Consider the following 13,991-nt stretch of genomic DNA (forward strand, 5'->3'; position numbering starts at 1 on the left):
CCAACACACCTTTCGTGATCGATCCAACCGACCTGCCGTTGGTAATCCTTTTGCACCCCGGCAATGGCAAACCCAAGATCACACTGACCCGCCGTCCGGTTCAGGGGGCCGCCCGCATCGCAGGGCCTTTGGCCGCGCTTCTGGGGCTTGTGCATGGCGGCTTTGATGGGGATGCGCTGTTTTTCTCACGAGATCTGGTGATCGAGGGGGATACCTCGGCCTCGCTTGCGCTGCGCAACGCCATTGATGACGCGGAACTCGACTTCTCTGAAGAGCTTATGAACTTGACCGGTCCGCTTGCTGCGCCGGTCCATCGGGCATTGCTGTTGTTGGAGCGGCGCACTGGCCTGTGTCTCACCCGTCCGGAGGAACCCGCATGGTGATGGAAATTGTTTGCCCGGCGGGCACGCCTGCTGCTTTGCGGGCTGCGGTGAAAGCCGGAGCGCACACGATCTACTGCGGCTTTGCGGATGAAACCAATGCGCGCAACTTTCCGGGGCTGAACTTTGACCGAACCGAAATGCGCGAGAGCGTTGCCTTTGCCCATCATCATGGCTCAAAAGTTCTGGTGGCCATCAATACCTTCCCCCGCGCGGGCGACGAAGCCATCTGGCACCGCGCTGTGGCAGACGCGGAATCCTGTGGCGCGGATGCGGTCATCCTGGCCGACGCAGGGCTGCTTGATTACGCTGCGCGCCACCATCCCAATCTGCGCCGCCACCTGTCTGTGCAGGCTGCCGCGGCCAATGCTGACATGGTCAACTATTACGCGGACACCTTTGGCGTGAAGCGCGTGGTCCTGCCACGTGTGTTGTCGGTGCCGGAAATTGCCGCCATCAACGCGGAAACCGAAGTGGAAACCGAGGTCTTTGTGTTTGGAGGTCTTTGTGTGATGGCCGAGGGCCGCTGTTCGCTCTCCTCATACGCCACCGGGCGCTCGCCAAATATGAACGGCGTCTGTTCCCCGGCCAGCCACGTAGAATACCACGATCACAATGGGGTCCTGGATGCGCAACTGGGCGGTTACACCATCCACCGCGCGCAAAAAGGCGATGCGGCCCCGTATCCAACGCTCTGCAAAGGCTGTTTCACCGCAGGCGAGAAGACAGACTATCTGTTTGAAGATCCGGTTAGTCTCAACGCTGAACAGCTGATCCCGCAGTTGCAAAAAGCAGGCGTGACGGCCCTTAAGATCGAAGGCCGCCAGCGGTCACGCTCTTATGTGACCCAAGTGGTGCGCAACTTCCGCGAGGCTGTGGACGCCTTGGAGGAGGGCCGCCCCCTGCCGCAAGGCATGCTGGCGCGTCTGTCCGAAGGTCAGGCCATGACCACCGGCGCTTACAAAAAGACCTGGAGATAACCCATGCAGCTTACCGTGGCCCCCATTCCGTTTTTCTGGTCCAAAGACACTTGGTCTACGTTTTATGAAGAGATCGCTGAGACGTCTGTTGACCGTGTGGTGCTGGGAGAATTGGTCTGTTCAAAACGCCTGCCGTTCTTCCAAGGCCAAATTCCCGGCGCGATAGAGCGCTTGATTGCAGCAGGCAAAGACGTCGCCCTCACGAGCCTTGCGCTGATCACGCTCAAACGTGAGCGCAAGTTGACCGCTGATCTGGTTGAGATGGGGCTAGAGGTGGAGGTCAATGACCTCTCGGTTTTGGCCTACCTGCCCAAAGGCACCAACTTCTCCGTTGGGCCACTGGTAAATGTCTACAATGAAGGCACTTTGCGTTGGCTGACCTCCCTTGGGGCAACGCGTATCTGCCTGCCGCCAGAGCTGCCACTGGCTTCAGTAGAGATTCTTGCCAAAGAGGCCGAAGCGCTGGGTGTGACCATTGAGGTTTGGGGCCATGGCCGCCTGCCGTTGGCCATCTCTGGTCGCTGCTATCACGCGCGGCTGCACGGCCGCACCAAGGACAACTGTCAGTTTGCGTGCGAGGATGACCCAGACGGGTTGGATGTCGCCACGCTTGATGGGCAGCCCTTTTTGACAATGAACGGCGTGCAAACCTTGTCCGACAGCTACGCCACCACGGTGCATCAGATCGATCAATTGCGTGCTGCTGGCGTGACGGCCCTGCGCCTGTCGCCACAATCACAAGGCTTTGCCGACCTCTGTCACCAGTACCGCGCCTTGGTGGAGGGCCAATGCAACGGCGAGGCTGTGCTTAATGCCATCTCCGGGCAAACCCCTGAGATCCGCTTCTCCGACGGCTTTTTGACCGGAGACCGGGGTGTGGCCATGTCCACGCCTGCAATTGCTGCGAGGACGTGAGACACAGCGCTTTCTGGCAGGCCCCTTACCGGCCACTGTTCACAGCCGCCGGTGTTTGGGCTGTGCTGTGCATTGCCTGGTGGCCGCTGGGCCCGTCGTTCGGAGTGCCTGCGCCTGCAATGTCACCGCCGGTGCTCTGGCATATTCACGAGCTGTTTTTTGGCTTTGCCACCGCAGCCGTTGGTGGCTACCTGCTGACGGCCATGCCCAATTGGATTGGCAAGCCCCCAGAGCGAGGCTTGGTACTCAAGGGCTTGTTGTGCGCGTGGATTGCCGCGCGCCTTGTCATGGCGACCTTTGATATCATGCCGCTGGCTGTCTTACTGCCGGTCAATGCCGCCTACTTGGTGGTTTTGGCAGGTCTCATGGCGATCCGCCTGAAACGCGCCAAAGCGTACCCAAAGCTTGGTTTTGCCGCCGCTTTGCTTTTGTTGGCGACGTTGGATGCGACCTTCCTCATCTTGGCAAAATCCGGCGACATTGCAGCTTGTATCGCGCTCACACAGCTCTTGCTTCTGGGCTTCGCACTCTTGCTGACATTTGTTGGTGCCCGGATGATCCCCGCGTTCACACAAAGCTGGCAGCAGATCACAGGTTGCTATGACCTTGCGGTACACCACCGGCTTCGCGCGCGGGTGTGTGCACTGCTCGCCCTGTTGGTGGCTGTGGTTGCCACGGTGCTGAGCCTGCCTTGGCTGGGCCCGCTTGCGCTCTTGATTGCGTCCTTCTGCGCGCTCCTCACCGCCACGGGCTGGCGCAGCTTTTCAACGCGGCACAATCCGCTGCTCGCAGGGCTTCATGTCGCTTACCTCTGGTTGCCGCTTGGACTCGCCGCCCTCGCACTCACAGACCTCTTCCCCGCCACCTATCCGGCAGGGGCCGCCAAACACGCGCTCACCATAGGGGCCATTTCCGGCCTGATCCTTGCTGTTGCAGGCCGCGCAGGATCACACACGCCGTCTGGCCAGCTCAAAGCCCCCAAACCGCTCATCCTCGCCATGATCTGCCTCTGGCTTGCCACCACCCTGCGCCTGATCGCGCCTATGTCACCTTCCGAAACCACACTCCTCAATGGGGCAGCCCTGCTCTGGATCACCGCTTGGAGCGCCTTCCTGATCACCCTGCGACCCAGCCTCATCGGCGCGCCGGTCCGTCCGGTGCTCAGCGGCAAAAAAGCCCGCAAAACTTAGCGCTCACTTGGGTCCGCGTGTGAAAGCGTCTTGTACGGGCCCCAATCCTCAATCTCGGGATAAAACTGCCGCCGCCAAGCCCGCACGCGCGGATTGAACATGCGTCGCCACAACGGGGGCACCATCGCCAGCGCCGTCATTGGCGGATAGCCGGTGGGCAACATCGGCACTTCGCTTTCATCATAGACTTGCAACAGAGGGAACCGCCGCATCGGGTTTACATGGTGATCGGCATGGCGCTGCAAATTGATCAGCAACGCCCCGGACACTTGATGGGCCGAGTCCCAGCTGTGATGTGGCTTCACTGGTTCATATTTGCCCTCGCCGAGGTATTTTCTTGTCAGCCCATAGTGCTCTACATAGTTGGTCAGCTCCAACTGCCACACGGCAACCAACGCCTGAAACGCAAACAGCCCCACGCCAATCCAGCCACCAATGCCAAAGGCCAGTGCCAGGAATCCCGCCTGCAAGCCGAGGTATTTCCAGATCGGGTTGGACAAATGTGTGGAGGGCAATCCTTTGCGGGCCAGCATCGCCTTTTCCGCCCGCCAGGCTGAGCCAAATCCGGTGAAAAGCACCCGCGCAAATGCCCGGTGAAACCCTTCATTGTAGCGCGCAGTAACCGTATCGCGGCCCGTGCCCACATAGGGGTGGTGCACCAACAGATGTTCGGTACGAAAATGCCCGTAGAGCACCAAAGCCATCAGAAGATCACCCAGATTGCGCTCCAGCTTGTTGGGTTTGTGAAACAGCTCATGCGCATAGACAATCCCCACGGTGCCGGTGGTCACGCCAATGCCAAACATAATTGCCAAGGCCTCCCAAGCGCCATAGTCCGCGACCCGTGTCACGTAATACAGCGCGCCAAATACCAGGCAGAACTGGATCGGAAACCAGATGATCGTCAGCAGGCGAAACCAGAAGAGTTCGCTCACCGGCGTGTCCGGGTCCGGATTGCGCAAATCCTGTCCCAGCACCACGTCCAGCAACGGCATCAAAACCCAGCCATAAGCCGGGATCAGCAAAACCGTCCAACCGCCTTTGACCACGGCCAAGATCACCAGCGGTACAAAGGTGACTGTCAGCCAATACGGCCAGGCGCGCAGCCGCGCCTTGTCCGGTGTTGTTGTCATCTCAGTCATGTGTCTTGTCCTTTGCCGCACCGCGTGGTGTGAGTTTGAGCCATATTCCGTCTTTGGACCGCACGGTTAGATGTGCCACCGGAACAGCTGGCTTTTCTGTCACAACCTCAAAGTGATACGCTCGTACCAACATGGCCAGTAAGAGCGGCCCTTCTGCCATGGCAAAGGCTGACCCCGGGCAGACCCGCTGTCCGGCGGAAAACGGAATATAGGCCTTGCGCAGACAGTCTTTGCCGTTTGGGGTTTCAAACCGGTCCGGATCAAACTCATCCGGCCGCTCCCAGAGCCGTTCGTGCCGGTGCAAGTGCCATGGGCTCAGAATAACCTGCGAGCCGCGCTTCACATCACGCTTGCGGAAATGCTCGGGACAGGCTGCCTCCCGCACATACATCGGCACCGGCGGGTATAACCGCATGGCTTCTCGAAACACCGCCCGCGCTGCCCGCAGTTTTGACAGGGCTGAGAAATAGATCTTCTCTGGCGCAATCGCCTCCTGTGCCTCGGCCGCAACCTTGTCCTGCCACTCGGGGTAAAGCGCAAGCAAATAGAGCGACCAGGACAGGGCCGCAGCCGAGGTCTCATGCCCCGCCAGAAAGAAGATTGCGACCTGATCGATCATTTCGTCGGTCTCAAAGGTCAAACCCGTCTCCGGGTCTGGCGTGGTCATGATTTTGGTGGCCAAATCCTCCGGCGCGGTCCCTGCCGCGATTTGCGCGGCCCGCGCTTCGGTCAATTGCCCAATCAGGTCGCGAATGGTGCGCGCGGTCTCTTTTGTTTTACGGGAATGAAAACGTGGCAACCACTTGGGCATGGGCAACACGGCGGCCACATTGGCCAACGGTTGGGCCGCTTGATGGGTTTTGAAGGTTTCAAAGGCCGCCGCAGCGATCTCATGTTCAATGGGCACGGAAAACAAGGTGCGAAAAATCACATCCATGGCCACATGGCTACAATGGCCCTCCATCTCAACCGGCGTGCCATCTGCCAGTGGTCGCAGCCGGTCTACCACCGCCACGCCACTGTCCCACATCGCCGGAAACACGCTGCGCAGCCGCCCGCCTTCAAAGGCAGGATCAATGATCCGCCGCTGACGCGCCCAAAGCGCGCCGTTTGAGATAAAGATCGACTCCCCCAAAAGCGGCTTAAGACCCACTCGCATGCGCTCTGATTTTGGAAAATCCATGGGACGCTGTTTGAGCACCAGATCCACCAACTCAGGATCGTTGCACAGGTAAGACCGGAAGAACGGGGTGCGCATTTCCGCCATCCACGCGCGATACAAATGCACGGGCTGGGCTGACAGAATATCCCGCCGAAACAGCTTCAGATAGCACCAGAGCGACACCTTTCCTGTGCGAGGCTTTGGTTTGGGAGGGGACGGCGGGGCCGTATGTGGCGTGTCAAACACTGAAATTTCCCATCATTTTCCCGCGTATCCGACGCGCAATCTCATCAGGTGTAAGTCGGAATTTTTTGGGGTCATTGATGTTTGTCAAAAAAACCGCCGCCAATTTGTGAAACAGAAACAGCACATGTCCACGCCCCCGTGGCGCCATCAATGAGGTTCTCATGCGTCCGCCGTCTTCCTCGGTACACCCGTGCAGCCAGTGCGCTTTCTATGACCAAAGCGTTTGGCACCCAGTTGGCAATGGTGCCATGTCATTTCTCACTGGTGGATTCTCCCGTCGAGAGTTCTCCGAAGGGCAAGCGCTGTATCAACAGGGTGATGAAAATCGCGGGGTGTTTTGTGTGTCTCGCGGCCTTTTTGCCATTCGTGCCCACAGCGAAACCGGCAACACAACTTTGCTAAAACTGGCGTATCCGGGTGACGTCATTGGCTTTCGCTCTTACCTCGCAGGTGGCCTTCACAAAACAGAGGCCCGCGCGCTTCTACCTTCTCGCGTGTGTACGGTGGCCCATCGAAATGCCAACCGGCTTGTTCACACCGATGCCAAGGTGTTGACCCGCCTGACCGCACGCTGTGTTGACGAGATTGACGCCGGACGTGACCGGATCATTGATGCTGCAACCGAAAGTAACCAGACCCGATTGACCCGCATTCTGAGCAAACTGATGCAGGCCCATGGCAGTCGTGACGGTGCCTACCTCCGGATGCAACTGCCGTTGTCTCGAACCGATTTAGCGGACCTTTTGGGCATTAAACCTGAAACGGTTTCACGTGTGCTCAAGCGCTTGAAGCAGGAAGGCGAATTTATTGTGTCCGGGCGCGATATCCGGATGCCGATTGTGCAAACCAGTTCCCCGGCGATTAAAGGCGCGTAGCCCGATTTCAGAGCTTGTAGCGCCAAATTACGGCATTTGATATGAGGTGGTTCTTGGGTCGTCGATGAAAAGAACACATGGCGTTTTGGACCTGCTACGGTTTGATGACGTTCCTTTGATAGCAACTACTGCAACAAAGGAAATGAACTATGAGGCTGAGACAAAAGGATGAATTCCGCCAAGATGCGATGCGGATTGCGCTGACCAGCTGGACGTCCGATCTCGCGGCCTGCGGGCCTATCGCAGCGGCCCGGCCAGTCAATGACAACGAACTGACATGGTCGTCTTAGCTCATTTCAAGAAACAGTCCCGCCTGAGCCTGGGAGGCTGGCCCTACCTCTCCGTGATCCTTGCCTACAAGCACGCCGGGTGATCCGCTAGGCCGTCAGCAACAGGATGAAGCGCGATCTGGAAATCCGGACATTGAAGATGGCCGTGGCACTGCGGCAACCGCCCAAAGGATGCCTCCACCATGGGATCGCAGCAGCCAATACTGTTCTCACGATTATCAGAAGCTCCTGCGCCAGCATGGCGTCCAGGTATCGATGAGCGGCAAAGGCAATTGTTATGGCAACGCCGCAGTTGAGACACTCTTTAAAACCATCAAGGCTGAGCTGATCTGGAGGCAATCCTGGCCAACGCGACGAGCCGCCGAGCTGGCCATCTTCGAATACATCAACGGCTTCTGCAACCCGCGGCGAAGGCATTCAGCATTGGGCTGGAAAAGCCCTGTCGCCTTCGAAAGGAAAGTCGCTTAAACGAGCACAGGAGGCGGCACGAAAACGTGACAGGTTCGTTTTTTGAAGCGTGGAAAAACGTGTAGGAGCGACAGCCAAACTCGAAACAAAACGTCGCTTCGGTCGGAACTCTATCGATAGAGTTAGCTTTGGATCTAGGTCAGACTTCCCCAGCGATACTGGACCTGAATGCTTCACCTAAGGCCGCCTGAGGCCCAAAAAGGCCATCCACTCCTGCTATGGTAATATCAGATTTGATTTGAAAGCGGACAGCTAACGTTAACAGGGTGAGTTTGTGAAAATCAGTGCCCACCCGAAGGAGACGGATCGATAGAGCTTGAACTCATGCTCCAGCAAGCACTGGAGCATGAGCGAAGTTCGTCACCGTTTCGGTGTTTGAGTCATGTACAGGAACTCCTGAACCGCTGCGACGGATTCTGGGCGCAAGTTGTCGATACCCTCGTAAGGCATGCCAATTGCAGGACCTTCACTGGGATAGGCTTCTTTGCGTTGCAAGTGGCGCTGGATCATCCGCACAAATTTCGCCCCACCCCAAGCACCGATCTCTGTGGAGACCGGATACTTTTCTTGGGGATCCCGGAACAAGTCATAAAAGTCGGCCAGGATCGCATTGTCGATGTTTCCGCCCGGAATCGCGAGTTTATATTGCTCCTTAATCACAGCTTCAAGCTTACCGATATTGTACAGGAACACATAATCGCGGCGGCCATGGGAATCTCCATTCATCAACATGGATGTCTGGTCAATGCCGTCGATAATACGGTCTGTTGGAACACCCGCAATTGCGCCGCCGATCCGAGCAAACGTGGTGAAGAAATCGGTGACGTGGAATATGTCATTGGCGATGGAGTCCGCCTTGATCATACCCGGCCAACGCACAAAGGCATCGACTCGCACACCGCCCTCAAGGGTCTCTCCTTTACCGCCTCGATAGAGCATAGGCGTATACCCTGAACCCGGTGAGTACTTTGTAAAGTGACCATTGTCTCCCATGATGATCACGATGGTATTGTCCGCCACCCCCAAAGTGTCCATTTCGGCCATGAGTTCGCCAATCCACTGGTCCACCAATTTCATTTTTTCAACGTAGATACCGCCATTGGGCGTTGTGTATTCGTCGGTTGTTGTTCTGGGCCCCACCAGCGGATACAGAGGCCAGAACTGGAGGAAAAACGGCTCATCTTTGGCCGCAAGAGACTGTAACTGCTCGCGCGTTTGCTCAAAGTAGCGCACGTTCATATCGTGATATTTGGCTTCAGTCCACCGTTCACCGGCTTCCATATGGACTTCATTGACGTTTTGGTCTCGCACCCCCTCAACGCCTGTAACCATGGCGGAGGCATCTGTGCGCAGCCATCCATCCAGAGTGTAGCGGCCGTCGTAGTTGTTGTCGCCAATCCCGATGGAAACTTCTTCATCGGCGGCATCGTCGTGATAAATCGTCAACTGACCCTGCTGATGGATTGGAAAAGCGGCATAGTCAAAGCCCTGAAAATTGGGCCAGGATTCCTTGATGTCCCCCATGTGCCACTTGCCAACGTGAGACGTGTTGTACCCGACATCAGAAAGCACCTCCGCCAGTGTCACTTCCTTGCCCGCCAGGCCAAAGCCGGAGATGTCGACGGCGGTGTTCCCCATGCCATTGCGGTGAGGCTGGCGTCCGGTCATGAACGCCACGCGTGTGGGTGTACAGGACGGCTCGGTGTACATGCGCGCCAAACGCATGCCTTCACGGGCAAACTCGTTGATCGCCGGTGTTTCATACCCACGGACTGCGTTTAGCGTGGGATTACCAAGGTCGCCAAAGCCGATATCATCAATCAATATGTAGAAAATGTTAGGCGGCTTGCCGTTGTTGCTTTCCCGGAACTCCGCGAGAGCATTGTCCAATGCGGAGTCTTCTGCCGCCCAACGATCGCGGTTCTGTTCCTCAAGGATGTAGTACTCTGCGTCGCGCACGATCTCACCTTGGGCGACTGTGCCCAACCACAACAGCGTTGCGGCGGGAGCGCCTTTTAGAAGAGTTGAGAATAGTCGTCTCATAGTGCCAAATCCTCCTTGTTATTTAATAAGCAACCCAATGTCGTCTCCAGATTGGACGCGGGCTGAAGTATCCGGAACAGGATCATTACTTACAAAGGAACTGGGAAAAGGCAGATGGGTGTCTGTGTCATTGGCCCCTTCCCTGACTTCAATCATGTCTGTCTATTGATGTCTGTATGGGGAAAGAACTCAGCCCACACATGCCAGAACATTCCAGGTTTCACATCAGGTGATCGCTTCAGGACACCATCGGTAGCACGCCCCCAGAAGTCTATTTCAGTCACCGGCTTTCCACCGTCGTTGACCCAAACATTCAGACTTTCAAAGATGGGGTCCCAGGACAGAACCAGTGCCTGACCGCCAACTTCGGCATTAATCACACCGCCATTCTCAACGACAAAATCATCTGTCCAACAGCATGCATCATCGCCAATGTTTACGCCCCACACGTAAGACTTGGTAGGTAAGCGCGGATCAATGGGTCGCTCCAGGTTTTGCATGACTGGCTTGGCTTCGGTGTGGTGCTTTTGAATTGTCGCCGTGAAAGCAATCTCCATGGCCATATCCATCAGATACAAAAATGGATTTGACGGCGGCTTGTTAAGGAAAACCTGCCCTTCCGGGAAAGCCTTTTGGAAGCCGCGAAACGTCATGCGGAAGGTTGGCCAAGGTCGCATCGTTAGCGTTGGGCGCAATGGGCAAGCCGGACCGTCAGTGTTAAGGTCCTGATCTTTGGCGCGGAACCCATAGATCTGTTGGAGAGGCTCGCCGGTGTTATTGTCTCGCAGAACCAAATTATTGCCGTGTTGGGCAAGCACTTCCAGGTCGACGTTCTGGCCTTCGACTTCCGGCGTATATCCCAGACCCAAATTTGCAATGGCGCAAAATGTCATAATCACATTTTCGCCTTCCAGGCCTTGTTCGTTACCTGCCAAATGCGGGCGCATGATCTGGGACTGGGGATGAGCGCGTGCCACACCGTCGTTTTCGAGCACAATCACCTGAGTTGTTGGGCTGACAAACTCTTTGGCCTCTTCGATGCTGTAAAACTGCGCACTGCCTTTTTGATTGCGCAGTCCGAGATGGACGTAGATCCAAGTGAAGGCAACCAAACCAAGTGCGGAAATGGTCCCAACCCAGAACACCCAACCAGCTCCGCCTCCAAAACCCAGATGCGTAACCGCAGACAACACCCAAGCACCGAGGCCGATTGCCAAAAACTTATATTCGTGCCGGATAAATCGATCTACATTTTTACGCTTGGTGGTGATGAAGAGCTGCGGAATATCCCCCAAGTCGCGAAAATAGACAAAAGCGATAATGACTGAGATTGCAGTCGTTATGTAAAATGCTAGTTCGGCCAATCGTGTCTCCTAAACAGCGTTTTGACAATGACGTGCGCGTTCTTCACACACCGTAGTGCGGCTTGATGGTTTTGCGCAACCTTCAATTTTCTAAAGGAATTTTCGGATGGGTGCGCTGGATCAGCTTCAACTAATCTCGTCCCCCAACAACCGAGCGGCAAGTTGATCTGCCCGAGAATTTGACAGTTTCGCCACAGGTTTTGGCGCGACGTATCTTTGCCTTTGGAGATCACGACACATTGCCCCTACAGTTGCAGAAACATTTTTTTGAAGTAGTGGAGCAAATACATGAAACGATTTTCCCTTCGTCCTCTCATCGCAGCCACAAGTTCTGCCATCGCGTTGCTCTCTCCACTGGCTGCCACCGCGCAATCCCTGCCAGCCCCCGGCCAGTCTGAAACAGGATGGCGCCATGCAATTGCCGGCTACCTTTTCGCGCCGGTCCGGACAAAAGGGACGTCAACGATCAACGGAAACTCGGTGCCAATTGATCTGGACTTAGGGGACGTCTTGGACTTGCTCGATTTTGCGGCCGCCGGGAGATATGAGGCTTGGAACAATGACTTTGGCCTGATCTTTGACGCCAACTATGTTGCCATCGAAGCGGATGGGAACCTGCCCGGTCCAGGCGGTGCGGCTTTCGATGTAACCGTGCGTCAAAAATGGCTCGCGCTTTTGGGCGCTTACCGGATCGCCAATGGCACCTATGGAGATAATTCACAACGCTACACCGTCGACCTGCAAGGCGGTGTGCGCTACAATAATCTCAAGCAGGAAGTGAACGTTGGCCCGGCACCTACCGCAGGTGGCGACGAGGGTTGGTGGGAACCTGTCGTTGGCGCACGCGGAATGTGGCGCCTGAACGACAAATGGACCACAATTGCGTCCATTGATCTGGGTGGCTTCGGAGCTGGCGGCAACGACCTGCAAGTTGGCGCAAACCTGGGCTTTGACTACCAGCCATGGGACAACACTGCGATCACGTTTGGCTATCGCTACTACAGCATGGATTACTCAACCACGCTCTCAGGCGGCGCTTTTGCATACGACACGACGCAACATGGCCCTTACGTTGGTGTGAAGTTCTTCTTTTGAAGCTGATGCTCAGCGAGCTGTGCCTACCAATACTGGAGCCAGTTAAGGCAATCAAAGCGAAGATGAAGGCAATTGGTGCGCTCACCTCGTGGCGCACCAATGTCTGTTTTTAAGCATGTGTGTTTTTGAGACGTTATTTGGATACCTCGGGCAGCACGCGACCTGAAGCTCCGCTCGGCTGCGTTGTGCCAAACAAATCAGCGAGAGTGACCGCCACATCGGTGGTTGAAATGCGACGATCCACTTTACCAGTTGTGATGTTTTCGCCAGAGAAAATGACGGGAACATGTGTGTCATAGCGCCAGGGAGAACCATGCATTACCGCCACAGCCCCCGGGTCAAGCAGGAACGAGTACGCTGACTGCACGACGTAGACGTCGCCGGAGCGGGCCGGATGAAAATTGTTGCGGATTGGGTTTTCGACAAAATCGCCGCGCTGTTCATCCATGGGAACCTTGGGCACTGCTATGGCAATGCCTTCTCGGTCCGACATGGCTTGAACAATCAGGCGGTCAATCTCCCGCGGGTCAACGCCAGAGGCAGCAATGTTGGCGTGATCGTAGTAGATGTAAGGGCGGAAGAACGCCCTAATCGCATTTTCGACCCCCAGCGTTTTTTCAATTTCGGCGTTAAGGTCAAACATGATCGCCGTGTGGCCGTTGCGTGCGGTCTGATGCCCAAGGTTGGCCATAAACTCCGGCATTTCTGGCATGCCATGATCCGCCGACAATATGTAAAGCACGTTATCTCGCCCGACTTCGGCGTCCAAAAAGCCAAATAGATCTGCCAAGGTCAGATCCAGGACACGCACCATTTCTTCGCTTTCCAAGCTGGACGGACCAAAGAAATGGTTAGATGCGTCAACACCAGAAAAACTGAGGCTCAGGTAATCAGGAAATGCGTCCTGCCCCAAGGATTCTGCCAAGACAGCAGCCTTTCCAAACTCAGCCGTTAGTTTGTCCCCCAACGGGCTAAGCAAAAGCTGTGTGTAGTACAGGCCATCTTCAGGGGTGCCGTAGGTATGCGGGAAGGTCACCCCGAAGCCTTTCAAGTCAGTCTCATAGTCGCGGTCGTCGTTGGCCGCGAGCAGATAGCTGTCCTTGTCCGCATGTAGCGCCCATTGCTGACCAATCATGGCGTCCGCTGGGCGCTTTGCGTTCCACTCCCTCACCCAGTCTGGGTATGTGTCGTAGTAATAAGCGCTGGTTTGATAGGCGCCGGTGTCCGTGCTCATCCAAAAGGCCTTGCCGGATTTGCCAGCCATGGAAACAGAAGAACGGTCCTTGCCAGACACGCTGAACACTTTTGACATTCCATTGTTGGACTTGATCAGCTCGTCGCCAAAGGTTGACGCCAAAATGTTGAGAGGAGAGCGACCGTCAGATTGCGCAGCCGCTTGAGTGGCATCAACCTGGGCCCCGTCTTGATCAAACCCTTCGAGAGGCAGCAGGGGAAAGTTCGCATCCTCAATATTGTAAACCAATCGTCCGTCTGATGTGTCAAACCAAGCATTTCCGATCATGCCATGTTCTGACGGATGTGCGCCCGTGGCCAATGTGGCATGCCCAACGATGGTCTCAGTATTGGCATGATCGTGATGCGCATCGGTGTACCACACGCCATTGTTGATCAGCCTCATGAAGCCATCTTCTGAGAACGACGGTTTATATCTGCTCAATAAATCGCCGCGCAGCCCATCCACAGTGATCTGTACAATCAAACGTGTGTCAGCATGGACCGTTTGGCCTAGCAGGCCAATTGCGAATGCCGCACCGGATAGTTTGGACAAGGAGGATAAGGCCATCTCAAAAAGCTCCGTCTCAAAGTTGGGAAGTGTATGT

The 13,991-nt window shown here is 56.0% G+C and carries 12 protein-coding genes and 1 pseudogene; 8 read left to right on the plus strand and 5 right to left on the minus strand.

The annotated features are described in order from the left end of the window. Nucleotides 1-14: 14 nt before the first annotated feature. From Q0955_RS16715 to Q0955_RS16730, 4 genes are read left to right on the plus strand one after another with little or no spacing between them, the layout of a single operon-like run. Nucleotides 15-383 carry an SCP2 sterol-binding domain-containing protein gene (locus Q0955_RS16715; protein WP_299426510.1) on the plus strand — a complete coding sequence of 123 codons (369 nt, stop codon included), beginning with the start codon at nt 15-17 and terminating at the stop codon, nt 381-383. After that, nucleotides 383-1,360, plus strand: coding sequence for a peptidase U32 family protein (locus Q0955_RS16720; protein ID WP_299427029.1), 978 nt, complete (start codon nt 383-385; stop codon nt 1,358-1,360). Before Q0955_RS16715 ends, Q0955_RS16720 begins: the two co-directional genes overlap by 1 nt. Nucleotides 1,361-1,363: 3 nt before the next feature. Then, nucleotides 1,364-2,275 carry a U32 family peptidase gene (locus tag Q0955_RS16725; protein ID WP_299426513.1) on the plus strand — a complete coding sequence of 304 codons (912 nt, stop codon included), beginning with the start codon at nt 1,364-1,366 and terminating at the stop codon, nt 2,273-2,275. Continuing rightward, the gene (locus Q0955_RS16730; protein WP_299426516.1) at nt 2,272-3,465 is read left to right on the plus strand and encodes an NnrS family protein; all 1,194 of its coding nucleotides are present in this window, start codon (nt 2,272-2,274) and stop codon (nt 3,463-3,465) included. The genes Q0955_RS16725 and Q0955_RS16730 overlap by 4 nt, the downstream gene beginning before the upstream one ends. On the opposite strand, the gene Q0955_RS16735 is transcribed toward Q0955_RS16730, so the two are convergent. Continuing rightward, nucleotides 3,462-4,607: an alkane 1-monooxygenase gene (locus tag Q0955_RS16735; protein ID WP_299426519.1), complete on the minus strand. Its 1,146-nt coding sequence runs from the start codon at nt 4,605-4,607 to the stop codon at nt 3,462-3,464. The genes Q0955_RS16730 and Q0955_RS16735 overlap by 4 nt on opposite strands. Further along, nucleotides 4,600-5,952 carry a cytochrome P450 gene (locus Q0955_RS16740; RefSeq protein WP_299426522.1) on the minus strand — a complete coding sequence of 451 codons (1,353 nt, stop codon included), beginning with the start codon at nt 5,950-5,952 and terminating at the stop codon, nt 4,600-4,602. The genes Q0955_RS16735 and Q0955_RS16740 overlap by 8 nt, the downstream gene beginning before the upstream one ends. 311 nt (nt 5,953-6,263) lie before the next feature. Here Q0955_RS16740 and Q0955_RS16745 point away from each other — a divergent pair, with 311 nt between their 5' ends. The 3 genes and pseudogenes from Q0955_RS16745 to Q0955_RS16755 all read left to right on the plus strand — a co-directional run. After that, complete coding sequence (locus tag Q0955_RS16745) at nt 6,264-6,890, plus strand: Crp/Fnr family transcriptional regulator (protein ID WP_299426525.1); 627 nt, start codon at nt 6,264-6,266, stop codon at nt 6,888-6,890. Between the two features lie 149 nt (nt 6,891-7,039). Further along, nucleotides 7,040-7,180 (plus strand): hypothetical protein, encoded by a 141-nt coding sequence (locus tag Q0955_RS16750; RefSeq protein ID WP_299427044.1) that lies wholly within the window; start codon nt 7,040-7,042, stop codon nt 7,178-7,180. Next, nucleotides 7,114-7,648 (plus strand): annotated as a pseudogene (locus tag Q0955_RS16755) (DDE-type integrase/transposase/recombinase); the annotation flags it as partial. The gene Q0955_RS16750 and the pseudogene Q0955_RS16755, both read left to right, overlap by 67 nt. A 360-nt stretch (nt 7,649-8,008) precedes the next feature. Here the strand turns inward: Q0955_RS16755 and Q0955_RS16760 are convergent. Both Q0955_RS16760 and Q0955_RS16765 read right to left on the minus strand, forming a co-directional pair. Next, nucleotides 8,009-9,691 carry a sulfatase-like hydrolase/transferase gene (locus Q0955_RS16760; RefSeq protein ID WP_299426528.1) on the minus strand — a complete coding sequence of 561 codons (1,683 nt, stop codon included), beginning with the start codon at nt 9,689-9,691 and terminating at the stop codon, nt 8,009-8,011. 152 nt (nt 9,692-9,843) lie between these two features. Then, entirely contained in the window at nt 9,844-11,055 is a 1,212-nt protein-coding gene (locus Q0955_RS16765; RefSeq protein ID WP_299426531.1) for a DUF3179 domain-containing (seleno)protein, read from the minus strand. 288 nt (nt 11,056-11,343) lie between these two features. Here Q0955_RS16765 and Q0955_RS16770 point away from each other — a divergent pair, with 288 nt between their 5' ends. Continuing rightward, a complete protein-coding gene (locus Q0955_RS16770; RefSeq protein WP_299426534.1) occupies nt 11,344-12,150 on the plus strand; it encodes a hypothetical protein in 807 nt (268 codons plus the stop codon). 133 nt (nt 12,151-12,283) lie between these two features. On the opposite strand, the gene Q0955_RS16775 is transcribed toward Q0955_RS16770, so the two are convergent. After that, complete coding sequence (locus tag Q0955_RS16775; RefSeq protein WP_299426537.1) at nt 12,284-13,954, minus strand: alkaline phosphatase family protein; 1,671 nt, start codon at nt 13,952-13,954, stop codon at nt 12,284-12,286. Nucleotides 13,955-13,991 lie beyond the last annotated feature (37 nt).

Source organism: uncultured Shimia sp. (genome assembly GCF_947493595.1).
Classification (GTDB): domain Bacteria; phylum Pseudomonadota; class Alphaproteobacteria; order Rhodobacterales; family Rhodobacteraceae; genus Shimia.

What these genes read in the sequence shown, in the direction of transcription:
- Q0955_RS16720 (WP_299427029.1), top strand. Translation starts at nt 383, where the DNA reads ATGGAAATTGTTTGCCCGGCGGGCACGCCTGCTGCTTTGCGGGCTGCG.
- Q0955_RS16725 (WP_299426513.1), top strand. Translation starts at nt 1,364, where the DNA reads ATGCAGCTTACCGTGGCCCCCATTCCGTTTTTCTGGTCCAAAGACACT.
- Q0955_RS16735 (WP_299426519.1), bottom strand. Translation starts at nt 4,607, where the DNA reads ATGACTGAGATGACAACAACACCGGACAAGGCGCGGCTGCGCGCCTGG.
- Q0955_RS16745 (WP_299426525.1), top strand. Translation starts at nt 6,264, where the DNA reads ATGTCATTTCTCACTGGTGGATTCTCCCGTCGAGAGTTCTCCGAAGGG.
- Q0955_RS16750 (WP_299427044.1), top strand. Translation starts at nt 7,040, where the DNA reads ATGAGGCTGAGACAAAAGGATGAATTCCGCCAAGATGCGATGCGGATT.
- Q0955_RS16760 (WP_299426528.1), bottom strand. Translation starts at nt 9,691, where the DNA reads ATGAGACGACTATTCTCAACTCTTCTAAAAGGCGCTCCCGCCGCAACG.
- Q0955_RS16770 (WP_299426534.1), top strand. Translation starts at nt 11,344, where the DNA reads ATGAAACGATTTTCCCTTCGTCCTCTCATCGCAGCCACAAGTTCTGCC.
- Q0955_RS16775 (WP_299426537.1), bottom strand. Translation starts at nt 13,954, where the DNA reads ATGGCCTTATCCTCCTTGTCCAAACTATCCGGTGCGGCATTCGCAATT.